Below are 13648 nucleotides of genomic sequence, written 5' to 3' on the forward strand. Positions count from 1 at the left end.
ACAGGCAATGACCGCTTCCGCACCGCAGATTGACCCGCCTTTTCTAGGCGAACCTTACCTCCTGACCCCTGGGCCGCTGACCACATCCTATGAGGTGAAACAAGCCATGCTGCGGGACTGGGGCAGCTGGGACGATGACTTCCGTGCCATGACCCGCGACATGCGCAGCCGCCTGCTGGCGCTGTTGGGGGAGGGGGCTGGCGAATATGACTGCGTGCCGATGCAGGGCTCCGGCAGCTTTGCGGTGGAGGCGATGCTGGCGTCCTTTGTGCCGCGGGACGGTAAGGCGCTGGTGCTGGCCAATGGCGCCTACGGGCTGCGCTCGGCGCAGACGCTGCAATACCTGGGCCGCGCCTATCAGCTGCTGGACAAGGGCGATTACCTGCCGCCGCGCGGCGATGAAGTGGCGCAGATCCTGGCAAATGATCCGTTGATCACTCATGTGGTGGCGATCCACTGCGAAACCTCCTCGGGCATCCTGAACCCGGTGGAGGAGATTTCCGAGGCCGTCTATGCTGCGGGCCGCAAGCTGCTGATCGATTCGATGTCAGCGTTTGGCGCGATTGAACTGCAGCCGTCGCAGATCCGCTATGAAGCGATGGTGTCCTCGGCCAACAAATGCATTGAGGGCGTGCCGGGCTTCGGCTTTGTCATTGCCCGCAAGGCGGAGCTGGAAGCCGCCAGGGGCAACAGCCATTCGCTGTCGCTGGATGTGCATGCGCAATGGGCGCATATGGAAAAGACCGGCCAATGGCGGTTCACCCCGCCGACCCATGTGGTTGCGGCTTTCCTTGAGGCGCTCAAGGCGCATGAGGCTGAAGGCGGCGTCGCGGGGCGCGGTGGCCGCTACACCCGCAACCGTGATGTGATGGTTGCTGGCATGCGCGAGCTGGGGTTCGAGACGCTGCTGCAGAACCGCTGGCTGTCGCCCATCATCGTCACATTCTTTTGCCCTGCGGATGCGAATTTCGTCTTCGACCGCTTCTACGATCTGATGAAGGAAAAGGGTTTTATCATCTATCCGGGCAAACTGACGGTTGTGGACAGTTTCCGCGTCGGCTGCATCGGGCAGATGGATGAACATGTGATGCGGCAGGTCGTGACTGCCGCCAAGGAAACACTTGCCGAAATGGGCGTCGCCAGCGCGGCCCCGCCCGCCGCGGCGCTGGAAGAACGCGCCAAACTGGCCGCCTGAGACATAAAGGACTTCGACATATGACCATTCAATCCCCCGTCGTGGCAAACGGCCGCGCCTATGATGTGCCCAAGACCTGCGCGATTGCCATCTGCCTGGACGGCTGCGAGCCGGAGTATCTGGACAAGGCAATTGCTGACGGTCTGATGCCCACGCTCAAGCGGATGCGCGCGGAAGGCACCGACCGGCTGGCGCATTCGGTGGTGCCCTCGTTCACCAACCCCAACAACCTGTCGATTGCGACAGGCCGTCCGCCGGTGGTGCACGGGATCTGCGGCAACTACCTGATCGACCCGGACACCGGCGAAGAGGTGATGATGAACGACGTGCGCTTTTTGCGGGCGCCGACGGTGTTCAAGGCGTTCTATGACGCTGGCGCGCGGGTGGCCGTGGTCACTGCCAAGGACAAGCTGCGGGCGCTCTTGGGGGCAGGCCTGGAGTTCGGCGACGACCGAGCCAAGTGCTTCTCTGCAGAAAAATCCGACACTTCGACCGCAGCCGAGCACGGACAGGAGAAAGCCAGCGAGTGGCTGGGCATGGCGCAGCCGGAGGTCTACTCGGCTGAACTCAGCGAGTTTGTCTTTGCCGCCGGTGTAAAACTGCTGAAGGAATGGGCGCCGGATGTGATGTATTTGACCACCACCGACTATGTGCAGCACAAGTACAGCCCCGATCAGGCAGAGGCCAAGGCCTTCTATGAGATGTTCGACAAGTACCTGACGGAGCTTGACGCGCTGGGCGCTGCCATCGTGGTGACCGCCGACCACGGCATGAAGCCCAAGCACCACGCCGACGGCTCCCCCAGCGTGATCTATGTGCAGGACCTGATGGATGACTGGCTGGGCGAGGGCCAGGCGCGGGTGATCCTGCCGATCACCGACCCTTATGTGGTGCATCACGGCGCGCTTGGCTCCTTTGCCACCTGCTACTTGCCAGAGGGCGCGGACCGTGCGGAGATCATGGAGCGGCTCGCGGGTTATGACGCGATTACCGGTGTGCTGACCCGCGAGGAGGCGGTGGCACGGTTCGAGCTGCCCGCCGACCGGATCGGCGACATCATCCTGGTTTCGGGCGAGAACATCTGCATCGGCACGTCTGAGCACCGCCACGATCTGGCCGCGCTCAATGAACCGCTGCGCAGCCATGGCGGGCTGACCGAACAGGAGGTACCCTTCATCTGCAACCGCGTCCTGCCGCTGCCGGAGCGCCCGGTGCTGCGCAACTTTGATGCGTTTTTCTATGCCGCGCAGGCGGCGGCGCTGTAACCATGAAGGATCAGGCGATGAGCGATACCGAAATCCGCAACGAGGGCATGCGCATCGGCGGCGAGGTGGTCTTTACCGAGGAAACCGTGCCGGTTCTCTACCCTTATACCAACGAGGTGGTGGGCCATGTGCCGGCCGGTCAGGCCGAGCACGCCCGCAAGGCGTTTGAGATTGCCGCGAACTATACGCCCAAGCTGACCCGCTATGAGCGCAGCCGGATCCTGCAGCGGGCAGGGGAGCTGATCGGCGAGAAGCGAGAGTGGCTGGCCAAATGGCTGACGCTGGAGCTGGGCATCTGCCACCAGCACGCGATCTATGAGACCAAGCGTGCGCAGGACGTCTATCAGTTTGCCGCTGCCGAGGCGCTGAAGGACGATGGCGAGATCTTTTCCTGCGATCTGACGCACAACGGCAAGGCGCGCAAGATCTTCACCAAGCGCGAACCGGTCAAGGCGATCTCGGCGATCACCCCGTTTAACCATCCTTTGAACATGGTGAGCCACAAGATTGCGCCCGCGATTGCGACCAACAACTGCATGGTCTGTAAGCCGACCGAACTGACGCCGCTGACCTGCATTGCGCTGGCCGATATCCTGTACGAAGCGGGGCTGCCGCCGGAGATGTTCCAGGTGGTCACCGGCTGGCCCAAGGACATTGGCGACGAGATGATCACCAATGAAAACATCGACATCATCACCTTCACCGGTGGTGTGCCGGTGGGCAAGATGATTGCCGAAAAGGGCGTCTACAAGCGCCAGGCGCTGGAACTGGGTGGCAACGATCCGTTGATCGTGCTGAATGATCTGTCCGATGCCGATCTGGAAAAGGCGGCCACCATTGCCGTGGCGGGCGCCACCGGCAACTCCGGCCAGCGCTGCACCGCGATCAAGCGCATCCTGGTGCAGGAAAGTGTCGCGGAGCGCTTCGTGCCGCTGGTTCTGGAAAAAGCCAAGAAGATCAAGTTCGGCGATCCGCAGGATCCCGAGACGGAACTCGGCTGCGTCATCCACGACAAGGCGGCGGAGCTGTTCGAGAAACGTGTCTACATGGCCGAGGCCGAGGGGGCCGAGATCCTCTACCACCCTGGCCGCCAGGGCGCGCTGCTGCCGCCGATCGTGGTCGACAAGGTGCCGCACAACAGCGAGTTGGTGATGGAGGAGACCTTTGGCCCCATCGTGCCCATCGTCCGGGTGCCGGATGACGACGCTGAGGTGATGCGGATCTCCAACTCCACCGAGTTCGGGCTGTCGTCGGGTGTCTGCACCAATGATCTGAACCGGGCGATTGCCTATATCAACGGTCTGGACGTGGGCACCTGTAACATTTGGGAGCAGCCCGGCTACCGGATCGAGATGTCCCCCTTCGGCGGCATCAAGGACTCGGGCAATGGCGTCAAGGAAGGTGTGATCGAGGCGATGAAATTCTTCACCAACGTGAAGACCTACTCACTCCCCTGGCCGGAATAACACCGGCCCGCCGGGGCTGGCTCCACCTGGCCCCGGCCTTTTTAGCTTTCTCTTTTGACCCCCTGCACGGAGGCGGCACATGCTCGTCCATACGGAAGGTGAATCCAATACGTCCGAGGCCCGCAAGGCCTGGCTGAAAACATCCATCGGCCCCCATTCCGCACCGCTGCTGGAGCGGGATGCGGATGCCTTCCTGCACCAGAGCCTATCCAGCCCCTGCGTCAGCACCATCGCCAAGGCCGAAGGCATCTGGATCGAGGATATGGACGGCCGCCGCTACATGGATTTCCACGGTAACTCTGTGCACCATCTGGGCTATGGCCACCCCAAACTGGTTGCGGCCATCAAGCAGCAGTTGGACAACCTGCCGTTTGCACCGCGCCGTTTCACCAATGAACCCGCGGTGGAACTGGCCGAGAAACTGGCGGCAATCACCCCCGGCGATCTGGGCAAGACCCTGTTCACCACCGGCGGTTCCGACGCCAATGAGGTGGCGCTGAAGATCGCCCGCGCCGCCACCGGGCGGTTCAAGACGCTCAGCTTCTGGGATGCGTTCCATGGCGCGGGGTTTGGCGCCGCCTCGGTCGGGGGAGAGGCCACTTTCCGCAGCCATATCGCAGGCCCTTTGCTGCCGGGAACGGAGCATGTGGCGCCGTTCAGCCCGTCAAACTGCGCCTATGGCCACAAGTCGCTGGAGGCCAGCGCCGAGGCCTGCGCGCGGATGATCGACTATGTGCTGGGCCGCGACGGCGACTATTGCGCCTTCATCGCCGAGGCGATGCGTGCGGTCCCGAATGTGCCGCCGCCGGGGTTCTGGAAATCGGTGCGCGAGATCTGCGACAAGCATGGCGTGCTGCTGATCCTGGATGAGATTCCCACCGGGCTGGGCAAAACCGGGCAGATGTTCTCCTTCCAGCATGACGGGATCGTGCCGGACATCCTGACGCTGGGCAAATCGCTGGGTGGCGGCATTCTGCCCATCGCTGCCTGCGTGGCGCGGCGCGATCTGGATGTCTGCGGAGATTTTGCCATCGGCCATTACACGCATGAGAAAAACCCGGTGACTGCCCGCGCCGCCCTGACCACGCTGCAGATCATTGAAGAGGAAGGGCTGGTGGAGCGTTCTGCCGATTTGGGACGCCGCGCGCTGGAGCGGCTGCGCGATGCGCTGGGCCAGGTGGCCATCGTCGGCGACATCCGCGGCCGCGGGCTGATGTTCGGGGTGGAGATTGTCGAGGACCGCCAGACCATGTCGCCCGACATCGCCATGGCAGAGCAGATCTATTACGCCTGCCTTGAGGCCGGCCTCAGCTATAAGATCAGCCAGGGCAGCGTGCTGACCCTGTCACCGCCGCTGACCATTTCCCGCGAGGATCTGGACCGGGCGCTCGATATCGTGATTGCCGCGGTGAAGGCGGCTGTCTGATCCGGCATTTCGGCGCACAGGAAAAGCCCCGCCATCGGCGGGGCTTTCCATTTGCCTGGTGCCTTGCGGTCAGTCCAGGAACCGTTTGGCGGCCGGCAAGTGCTGCATCAGCAAGTAGTAGGAGACACCGGCGGGCAGCAGGCTGGCGTACCAGGAGATGCCGGAGAAGATCAGCGCTGCTGCAACCCCGATGCCCATGGCGATGACCGCGGCCCAGTTCACGCCCTGGTAGGGGCCGGTTTCATCGTAAAGCTTGTCCAGATCCAGCTTCTGCTTGCGCAGGATAAAGTAGTCCACCACCAGGATCGCAAAGATCGGGCCCAGGAAGGCGGAATAGGTCTGGATGAACAGGCTGAGGCCAGCGGCGGATTCATCCTTGACCAGTTCCCACGGGAAGGTGGCGAAGGCCAAGAGGCCGACGATAACGGCGGAGGTCTTGAACTTGATCTTGAAGATATCCATCAGTGCGTAGGCCGGCGGCACCACGTTGTTCAGGATGTTGGTGGTGACCTGCGCAAAGGCGATGAACAGCAGGGTGATGACCAGCAGCGGCTTGTTGTCGACGGCGCTGGAGAACACCTTGATCGGGTCGACCTCGCCGGTGGCGCCGGAGACCATCAGGCCGATCAGCCCCATAAACAGTGTCGCGGGCAGGATCGAGTTGGCATAGATCGCCACCTGGCGGAACGGGCCGACGTTGCGGCGCAGCTCGCGCGAGTAGTCGGAGACGTTCAGCATCATGGTGCTGTAGATGCCCAGGAACAGCATGGTGGCTCCCCAGAAGGGCGCGCCCCAGGTGCCTTCGACATTGACCAGATTGGCGGAGATTTCCTCGCCGTATTTGCTGATCACGCTGAAGAACATGTAGACCAGCGAGCCGATGATGAAGACGGAGCCGATGTTCTCCAGCCACTTGATGCCGTGGAAGCCCAGCACCGACAGGCCGATCTGCAGCAGCTGGAAGCCGATGAAGAACACCACGATGTTGTCGTAGCCGAACAGCGTGTCGGAGACGAGGTTCAGGGCGCCTGCGCCGATCCAGCTCTGGAAACCGAACCAGACGATGGCGGGAACGGAACGCACCAGCGCCGGCAGGCGGGTTCCGGCAAAGCCGAAGGCAGAGCGTGCCTGCACCATGAAGGGAATGCCGTATTTGTGCCCGGCCTGGCCGTTGATCATCAGCGCGAGGCCGATCACGGTGCAGCCGATGGCGATGGCAACAAAGGTCTGCAGCAGGTTCAGTGTGCCCACCAGGCCGGAGCCGATGGTGAAGGTGCCGATCGACACGCAGCCGCCCAGCCAGGCAAAGAGATAGGACCACGGATCCATGATCCGCGTTTCCTGCGGTGCAAGGCTCTCCTCCCCGATGCCCTTGCTGCTGTGGTCCTCTGTTACACCGCCGGGGCTGGCGGCTTCCAGTTCTGCGTTCATGGTCATGTTGTCCTCCCTGACGATACCATTATTTCCGGTTGGGGCGCGCATAGGCGTTGATCTTGCTGGTCTTCAGGCCGCAGCCCGCCAGCGCCTCGATCATCCGCGTTGCCGCGCTGACCCCGTCGATGACGGGAATGCCTGTTTCCTGGCTGAGCCACGCCGTGAGATCGGCCATGCCGGCACAGCCCAGCACCACCGCTTCGCAATGGTCCTCCTCGATGGCGCGCAGGATCTCGGCGCGGATTTTCTGGCGCGCGCCTGATCCTTCCTCCTCCAGCGCCAGCACCGGGATCGCGGCAGAGCGCACCCGGCGGCACTGGTGGCTGAGGCCGTAGCCGTGGACCAGATGTTCGATCACCGGCACTGCGCGGGGCAGGGTGGTGACCACGGTGAAGGAGGTTGCCAGCATGCTGGCCGCCTTTACCGCCGCTTCGCAAATGCCCAGCACCGGCCCGGACGCCAGCTCACGGCAGGCGCCGATGCCGGGATCGTCGAAACAGGCGACAACGATGCCGTCCACGCCCTGCTCCTCGCCCGCCGCCACCTGGGCCAGCAGGCCGGGCAGCGACATCGCCTCGTCGAAATGGCCTTCGATGCTGGCGGGCGCACCTGCTGCGGTGGCACCCATGATGGTGACACCGGGGCTGGCAGCGGCCTCGGCAGCCGCGACGATCTTCCGCGTCATCGACTCGGTCGAGTTGGGATTGACGACCAGGATTTTCATGCGCTCCTCCTTTGTTGTCATTTATTGTTAACAATATTTGATAACACGTCAAGCCGACCACGCCGCGGCGCCATTGCCAAGCGCTCTGACGGCCCTTAAGTTGCGGCGGCGCAGGAAAACTTTTTTGAGGCTCCATGAAGGATTCTCCCGAAGATCTGATCGTGAATGCGATTCTCGACGCGATTGCCGAACAGCGGCTGCCAGCGGGCACCAAGCTGGGCGAGCAGGCGCTGAGCGATCTGTTTTCCTGCAACCGTGCCAATGTGCGCCGGGCGCTGGCCTCCTTGGCGGCGCAGCAGGTGGTGGAGCTGCGCCCGAACCGCGGCGCCTTTGTGATGACGCCTTCGCCCAAGGAGGCGCGCGACATTTTCCAGGCCCGCCGCGCGATCGAGCGCACCATTGCGCGCCACGCCTCCGGGCAGGCCTCGCCGGACGACATTGCCTTTCTGCGGGGCAACATCCTGGAGGAAGCCGCGGCGCGCAGAGCGGGTGACAAACCGGCAGAGCTGCGCGCCTCGCGCCAGTTTCATATGCGGATTGCGCAGATTGCCGGCAATCTGGTGCTGGAGCGGTTCCTGTCGGAGCTGACCATGCGCAGCACGCTGATCCTGGGGCTTTACTCCCCCACCGGCAGTTCCTCCTGCGCCGAGGATGAGCACGACCGGATTGTCGATGCGCTGGAGGCCGGCAGTACCGATGAGCTGGTCCGGCTGGCCGACGAGCACCTGCGCCATCTGGAGGCAGGGCTGAACTTCGACGAGCCGCCTGCCGCACCGATGAGCCTGCAGGAGCAGCTGATGGTGCCGCGCAGCACACCGTCGGCCAAGTAAGGCAGCGCGCAGAGCGTATCTGCTGCGGTCAAACTCCCTGTCCTGACGACTCCCCTCCCGCCCGCGAAGGCCCCGGGGACAAATACATCCATGACGTGTGTTTCTGGTCTTTCCGGCTGATGCGCTGCGCGTTTCGCGCCCGCTAGAGTCAATGCAGGCCGGTGCCGGATGGTGCTGCAGCCATATGAACCGCCGGCGTGCCGGTGTTTATCTGATGGGAGACTGACATGACTGGATATGTGAAAAAGATGCTGTCCAAGCTGCGCCGTGATGAGCGCGGTGTGACGCTGGTGGAATACGGCATTGCCATTGCGCTGGCAGTGGCGCTGGGCGTGACTGCCCTGAGCAACCTGGCGCTGGATGTCGAAGGCGGCATGATCGCCGCGGGCAACGAAATGCCCGGCGAACGCCCTGCAACTCAGTAGGGTTTCGCCAGCAAGGCAGCACAGGCTCTGCAAGGGGGAGCAGAGCCTGTGCGCCTGAAGGCCGCCCGGCAGAAGGGCGGCGGCAAGCATGGCAGGAAGCAGAAGCCTGCGGACTCAGTCGTCAACCACATGCCGGGACCGTCCTTCTGCTGCGTCAGCCAGCGACGAAAGGATGTTTGGCATGAATATTTCATCACTTCTCAGCATGATTTCCGGGCTGGCCCTGGCGGGCGGCTCCGCCTATGTCGCCAAGGATTACATCGACGGCCAGGCCGTGACGGGCGGTTCAGAAGGCCCGGCGCTGGTCGAGGTCGTCGTTGCGTCGCAGGATATTGCTTTCGGCACAGCGCTGACGGCGCAGTCCCTGACTACCATCGCCTGGCCGGCCGAAGCGCGGCCCGCAGGCACATTCACCAGCTATGACGTGCTGCTGCCGGATCCCGGCCAGCCGCCGCGCCGCGCCCGCCGCGCGATTGCGCAGGGGGAGCTGATCCGGGCTGCGAAGATTTCCAAGTTCGGCGAGAAGGTGACCATCGTGCAGACGCTCAGCCCGGACCACCGGGCGATGGCCATCAAGGTCAGCGCGGAAACCGCGGTGGGCGGCTTTGTGACGCCGGGTGACAGCGTTGATGTCCTGCTGACCCAGGGCCGCGGTGCCGGCCTGAAGACCGTGACAATTCTGCAGAACGCCCGGGTGATCGGGGTGGACCAGGATGCCAACGAAGAATCCGAAACGCCCGGTGTGGCCCGCACCGTCACGGTTGAAGTGACCCCGGACGAAGGCCAGCGCCTGGCGCTGGCGCAGCGGGCCGGCACGCTGAGCCTGACCCTGCGCAATCTGGATGCACCGGCAGAGGAAGTGCCGCTGGACTCGATCAGCCTGAACGACGTGCTGCGCAATCTGCGGCCGCAGCAGGAGGAGGTCGAACAGCCGGTTCGGAAGACCGTTTTGATCCGCCGCGGCACCGAAGTGTCCGAAACCGAAATCCGCTGAGGGCCGCGGCCCCGGGAGCCTTGCCAGACCATGAGCCTGAATACCCGCATAAGACAGTTTGCCCGGGAAGACAGCGGCACCATGCTGGTCACCTGGGGGCTGACTTTCGTGGTGCTTCTGGGCATTGCCGCGATGTCCTTCGACTTGGGGCGCACCGGTATCACCCGCAGCGAGCTGCAATCGTTTACGGACAATGTGGCGCTGGCGGCTGCGGGGGAACTGGACGGCAAGGACGATGCCATCACCCGCGCCCGCGCCGCAGCAGCCAATCTGATCAGCGACCGCAAGACCTTTGGCGGCGGTGGCAGCGTGCTGAGCGGCGATACCGATTACACGCTGACGTTTTTTTCCGAGCTGCCCGCAGACGATACTGCTGCCCTGACATCTGTGACCACCGATCCGGCAGAGGCGGCCTTTGTCCGTGCCGTGGCAACGCCCAGCACGGTTGGCGCCTATTACGGCGCGGCTTTTGCTGCGCTGACCGGAACAAACCGCCCGAACGAACAGGCGCGGGCATCGTCAGTGGCGGGCTTCACCCAGTATGCCTGTGATATCACCCCGCTGATGTTCTGCGTGCCGCCGGGGTTTTCCGCGGATGCCAGCATCGGCGAAATGATCCTGCTGCGCTCCGGCGGCAATGGGGCCGCCTGGGGGCCGGGGGATTTCGGTTTTCTTGATCCGGGCAAGGTGCTGGTCGATGAGGATGGCCCCTGTGCGGGTCTCAACGGCGCGCAGCTGGATGCCTGCCTGCTGGGCGCCGAGGGCAGCATTACCCAGTGTTTCAGCCAGCGCGGCGTCGATATCGAGCCGGGCCAGAAGGTCGGCATCCGCGATGCGGTCTTCAACGTGCGCTTCGACATGTATCACGCGATCATGAACGGCAAGCGCAATGACCCCGACTACCCGCCCGCACCCAATGTCATCAAGGGGCGCAAGCCAAAGGGAGGTGGCAGCTGCATCGGCAACAATGAGGAAGCCGCCGATTCAGTGGCGCTGCCCAGGGACAACTGTTTCGAGAGCGGCGGATGCGCCCGCTTTGGAGATGGGAACTGGGCGGCGGGCCGGACCAAATATGTGGACGCAAACTATGGTGGTGTGGATCCGCACCCCGCCGCCGCCACGCGGTTTGAATACTATGTGGCAGAGATAAACGCAGCAGGCGGGCCAGGGTCCGGCAACCCCATTCTCTCGGGTCTGGACGAAACCGGCCGCCCTATGTGCTCAGCCAATCAAAGCGCTGACATTAACCGCCGCGTTGTCATTGCAGCCGGGATCGACTGCACGGCAAATCCGGTCAGCGGGTCCGTCACCGGTGTTCCGGTTGAGGAATTCGTGAAGATCTTCCTGACTGAGCCGGTTGGCACCCACACAACCTCTCCTCCGACGCTCAATATCTGGGGCGAGGTTGTCGGCAGCGCTGGCGGCGGGGCAGGGGGCACCGGCGATGCGGGCATTTTCCGCGACGTCGTGCAGCTCTACAGGTGAGCGGGATGGGGGAGGCAAAACATACCGCCGCCCGCTGGGCCGCCTTTCGCAAAGGAGAAGAGGGGGCGGTGCTGGTGGAGTTTGCCCTGATGCTGCCGCTGATGCTGCTGGTCTTTGCGGTGATCATCGAAGGCGGGCGGATGATGTGGTCTTACCAGGCGGCAATCTCCGGTGTGCGCGATGCTGCGCGCTACCTGGCGCGGGTGGCGCCGCAGGACATCTGCTCCACCGGCGGCTCCGTCGCCGCGCACCAGCCGCAGCTGCTGGACATCGTGCGTGAGAGCATTGATGGCGATGCGCTGTTTCCACCCAGCCTGAACGTGACCGCAGTCACCCCCAGCCTGACCTGCCAAGCCGGAAGCTACCGGATTTCACCGGCTCCGGTGGTGGAGGTGCAGGCCAATCTGACCATGACCTTTCCGTTTGCCGGCATCTTTGCGCTGAACGGCGGCAGCCTGAACACCATCAACACGGTCATCACCGATCAAAGCCGGGTGTTCGGGACATGATCGGGCCAGGAAGGGCATATGCCGCATTGCGCCGTTTCCGCCGGGACCAGAACGGCGCCGCGCTGGTGGAGCTGGGGGTTGCGATCCCGCTGTTCCTGCTCTTGTTCATGGGTATCATCGACTACGGCCGTATGGCGTTTCACTACGTGGTGGCGGAGCGGGCGATGAATGTGGCCGCGCGGGTGGCGGCGGTGCGCCCGCCTGCCTGTGCCGGGGTACCGCAGATCCACCGGCGCGATCCGTCTGCCAATGCCCCGCTGCCCATTTACGGCACCTCCTGCCGGGCAGGGCCGGACATCTGCCTGAATGCGGGCACGGTGACCTGCTCAGGTTCCGCGGCCAACGCCACAGCGAATGAAATCTGGGCACTGGTAGGCGGTGCGATGCCGCCCGACGCCACCATTGCCGCGCTGTCGTTCAGCTACAGCTACGACGGCAGCCTCGGCTTCCTGGGCGGGCCCTATGTTCCCGTGGTCACGGTGGAGCTGCAAAACCAGACGTTTGAATTCGTATCGCCGCTTGGGCGGCTGGCAGCGCTGGCGGGGTCCGCCGGGGGAGGCGCGCTGGGCGCCTCGGTGCCCTTTCCGTCGATGAGTGTGTCATTGCCGGGCGAGGATCTGGCACTGGGCCAGAGCGGCTGAAGCGATAGAGGAAGGAGAGGCCGATGCAGGCTGAGACACAATCCATCGTGGTCATCTCAGAAGACCCGGCTGTCTGTGCGCTGGTTGCCAGCGTGGCGCAGTTCCAGCCGGGCACCGGGGTGCGGAAATGCGCCTCGGCGCTCAGCGAAATTAACGGCACCGCGCTGCAGCTGGCCAAGGAAAACGACCTGATCATCTTCCGTGCCGGGGCAGATGCGGCTCGCGATGCCGCTGCGGTGCAAGAGATGATGCGCCACACTGGCGGTGCGGCGCGGATCCTGGCTCTGGCGGGTTCCAGTATGCCGTTTGCCGATTTGCGGCAATTGACAGAGGCCGGGGTGCAGGACGTGCTGCCTGATACGGCCTCTGCCGATGAGATGTCGGCGGCGATCCGCAAATGCCTGCGGGCAGATGAGCCGCAGCCCGTCCCCGGCGGTGCCCGGGGCAACCGTGAGGGGATGGTGATTGCGGTCAGCCAGTCCTGCGGGGGTGCCGGGGCGACGACGCTGGCGGTGAACCTGGCTGATTGCATGACCTGCCGGCGCGGGCTGCGGCGGCAGGAGGCGGAATTTAAGGTCGCTCTCCTTGACTTCGACCTGCAGTTCGGTGCCATCGGCAGCTTTCTAGATCTGCCGCCGAACCGCTGCCTTTATGAACTGGCTAGCGAAGGTTTCGTGCCTGACCAGGTTTTTGCCGAACAGTCGCTGACCGAGGCGGCGCCGGGCCTGTGGGTCATGGCCGCACCGGCCGAGATCGCGCCGCTGCATGCGCTGAGGCCGGAACAGGTGCAGACGCTGATTGCGCATCTGCGCCTGCAGTTCGATTTCGTGGTGATCGGCCTGCCGCGCGCCTTGGCAGACTGGCTGACACCGGTTCTGGAGGCCAGCGAGCGGCTGCTGATGGTGACCGGCAGCTCAGTGCCGGCAATCAGTCAGGCGCGTCGGCTGCTGGATTTCTATGCCGAGGCCAGCATGAGCCTGCAGACCGACATCGTGATCAGCCGCGAGCGCAAGCCGCTGATCGCTGCCAGCCACCACAAGGAAGCGGCCAAGCTTTTGCAGAAGCCGTTCAAATACTGGCTGCCCAATGATCCGTCGGCGGCCTCTGCTGCGGCTGACAGGGGCGTGCCGTTGTCGGCAGCCGCTGGGCGTTCCAGCCTGGCCAAGGCGATCCGGCGGCTGTCCCGCGATCTGATTGAAACTAAGAATGCCCGCGCCGGTGCGGCGCAGCCCCAGCACGGAAAGGCGGTTTGAG

13 protein-coding genes are annotated in these 13648 nt (G+C 63.9%); 11 read left to right on the forward strand and 2 right to left on the reverse strand.

Going from position 1 to position 13648, the window contains the following annotated elements:
- The first annotated feature begins 7 nt into the window (after positions 1-7).
- The 4 genes from RA25_RS14775 (at position 8) to pbfA (ending at position 5352) form a co-directional block, all read left to right on the forward strand.
- The gene (locus tag RA25_RS14775) at positions 8-1195 is read left to right on the forward strand and encodes a 2-aminoethylphosphonate--pyruvate transaminase (protein WP_039173527.1); all 1188 of its coding nucleotides are present in this window, start codon (positions 8-10) and stop codon (positions 1193-1195) included.
- Positions 1196-1215: 20 nt separating this feature from the next.
- Complete coding sequence (gene phnA / locus RA25_RS14780) at positions 1216-2460, forward strand: phosphonoacetate hydrolase (protein WP_039173529.1); 1245 nt, start codon at positions 1216-1218, stop codon at positions 2458-2460.
- A gap of 17 nt (positions 2461-2477) precedes the next feature.
- On the forward strand, positions 2478-3926 hold the full coding sequence (phnY, locus tag RA25_RS14785; protein WP_039173899.1) for a phosphonoacetaldehyde dehydrogenase: 1449 nt from the start codon (positions 2478-2480) through the stop codon (positions 3924-3926).
- A 79-nt stretch (positions 3927-4005) separates the two neighbouring features.
- The gene (gene pbfA / locus RA25_RS14790; RefSeq protein WP_039173531.1) at positions 4006-5352 is read left to right on the forward strand and encodes a (R)-1-hydroxy-2-aminoethylphosphonate ammonia-lyase; all 1347 of its coding nucleotides are present in this window, start codon (positions 4006-4008) and stop codon (positions 5350-5352) included.
- 69 nt (positions 5353-5421) lie between these two features.
- Here the strand turns inward: pbfA and RA25_RS14795 are convergent, their stop codons facing one another.
- Both RA25_RS14795 and RA25_RS14800 read right to left on the reverse strand, forming a co-directional pair.
- A complete protein-coding gene (locus RA25_RS14795; protein ID WP_019298051.1) occupies positions 5422-6789 on the reverse strand; it encodes an NCS1 family transporter in 1368 nt (455 codons plus the stop codon).
- A gap of 22 nt (positions 6790-6811) precedes the next feature.
- Positions 6812-7510 carry an aspartate/glutamate racemase family protein gene (locus RA25_RS14800; protein WP_039173532.1) on the reverse strand — a complete coding sequence of 233 codons (699 nt, stop codon included), beginning with the start codon at positions 7508-7510 and terminating at the stop codon, positions 6812-6814.
- Positions 7511-7644: 134 nt separating this feature from the next.
- Here RA25_RS14800 and RA25_RS14805 point away from each other — a divergent pair, with 134 nt between their 5' ends.
- From RA25_RS14805 to RA25_RS14835, 7 genes are all read left to right on the forward strand, one after another.
- On the forward strand, positions 7645-8340 hold the full coding sequence (locus RA25_RS14805; RefSeq protein ID WP_019298053.1) for a GntR family transcriptional regulator: 696 nt from the start codon (positions 7645-7647) through the stop codon (positions 8338-8340).
- 227 nt (positions 8341-8567) lie between these two features.
- The gene (locus RA25_RS14810; protein WP_019298054.1) at positions 8568-8765 is read left to right on the forward strand and encodes a Flp family type IVb pilin; all 198 of its coding nucleotides are present in this window, start codon (positions 8568-8570) and stop codon (positions 8763-8765) included.
- Positions 8766-8946: 181 nt separating this feature from the next.
- The gene (gene cpaB, locus RA25_RS14815; RefSeq protein ID WP_039151272.1) at positions 8947-9759 is read left to right on the forward strand and encodes a Flp pilus assembly protein CpaB; all 813 of its coding nucleotides are present in this window, start codon (positions 8947-8949) and stop codon (positions 9757-9759) included.
- A 30-nt stretch (positions 9760-9789) separates the two neighbouring features.
- Positions 9790-11244: a TadE/TadG family type IV pilus assembly protein gene (locus tag RA25_RS14820; protein ID WP_039173535.1), complete on the forward strand. Its 1455-nt coding sequence runs from the start codon at positions 9790-9792 to the stop codon at positions 11242-11244.
- 5 nt (positions 11245-11249) lie between these two features.
- The gene (locus tag RA25_RS14825; RefSeq protein WP_019298057.1) at positions 11250-11753 is read left to right on the forward strand and encodes a TadE/TadG family type IV pilus assembly protein; all 504 of its coding nucleotides are present in this window, start codon (positions 11250-11252) and stop codon (positions 11751-11753) included.
- Positions 11750-12394, forward strand: coding sequence for a TadE/TadG family type IV pilus assembly protein (locus tag RA25_RS14830; protein ID WP_039173539.1), 645 nt, complete (start codon positions 11750-11752; stop codon positions 12392-12394). Before RA25_RS14825 ends, RA25_RS14830 begins: the two co-directional genes overlap by 4 nt.
- Before the next feature lie 23 nt (positions 12395-12417).
- Positions 12418-13647: an AAA family ATPase gene (locus tag RA25_RS14835; protein ID WP_039173542.1), complete on the forward strand. Its 1230-nt coding sequence runs from the start codon at positions 12418-12420 to the stop codon at positions 13645-13647.
- The last annotated feature ends 1 nt before the right edge of the window (position 13648 follow it).

Origin of the sequence: Leisingera sp. ANG-S5, from assembly GCF_000813925.1 — a bacterium.
Taxonomy (GTDB): domain Bacteria; phylum Pseudomonadota; class Alphaproteobacteria; order Rhodobacterales; family Rhodobacteraceae; genus Leisingera.

Coding starts and splice junctions, on each gene's coding strand:
- RA25_RS14775 (WP_039173527.1), top strand. CDS start 8: ATGACCGCTTCCGCACCGCAGATTGACCCGCCTTTTCTAGGCGAACCT.
- phnA (WP_039173529.1), top strand. CDS start 1,216: ATGACCATTCAATCCCCCGTCGTGGCAAACGGCCGCGCCTATGATGTG.
- phnY (WP_039173899.1), top strand. CDS start 2,478: ATGAGCGATACCGAAATCCGCAACGAGGGCATGCGCATCGGCGGCGAG.
- pbfA (WP_039173531.1), top strand. CDS start 4,006: ATGCTCGTCCATACGGAAGGTGAATCCAATACGTCCGAGGCCCGCAAG.
- RA25_RS14795 (WP_019298051.1), bottom strand. CDS start 6,789: ATGACCATGAACGCAGAACTGGAAGCCGCCAGCCCCGGCGGTGTAACA.
- RA25_RS14800 (WP_039173532.1), bottom strand. CDS start 7,510: ATGAAAATCCTGGTCGTCAATCCCAACTCGACCGAGTCGATGACGCGG.
- RA25_RS14805 (WP_019298053.1), top strand. CDS start 7,645: ATGAAGGATTCTCCCGAAGATCTGATCGTGAATGCGATTCTCGACGCG.
- RA25_RS14810 (WP_019298054.1), top strand. CDS start 8,568: ATGACTGGATATGTGAAAAAGATGCTGTCCAAGCTGCGCCGTGATGAG.
- cpaB (WP_039151272.1), top strand. CDS start 8,947: ATGAATATTTCATCACTTCTCAGCATGATTTCCGGGCTGGCCCTGGCG.
- RA25_RS14820 (WP_039173535.1), top strand. CDS start 9,790: ATGAGCCTGAATACCCGCATAAGACAGTTTGCCCGGGAAGACAGCGGC.
- RA25_RS14825 (WP_019298057.1), top strand. CDS start 11,250: ATGGGGGAGGCAAAACATACCGCCGCCCGCTGGGCCGCCTTTCGCAAA.
- RA25_RS14830 (WP_039173539.1), top strand. CDS start 11,750: ATGATCGGGCCAGGAAGGGCATATGCCGCATTGCGCCGTTTCCGCCGG.
- RA25_RS14835 (WP_039173542.1), top strand. CDS start 12,418: ATGCAGGCTGAGACACAATCCATCGTGGTCATCTCAGAAGACCCGGCT.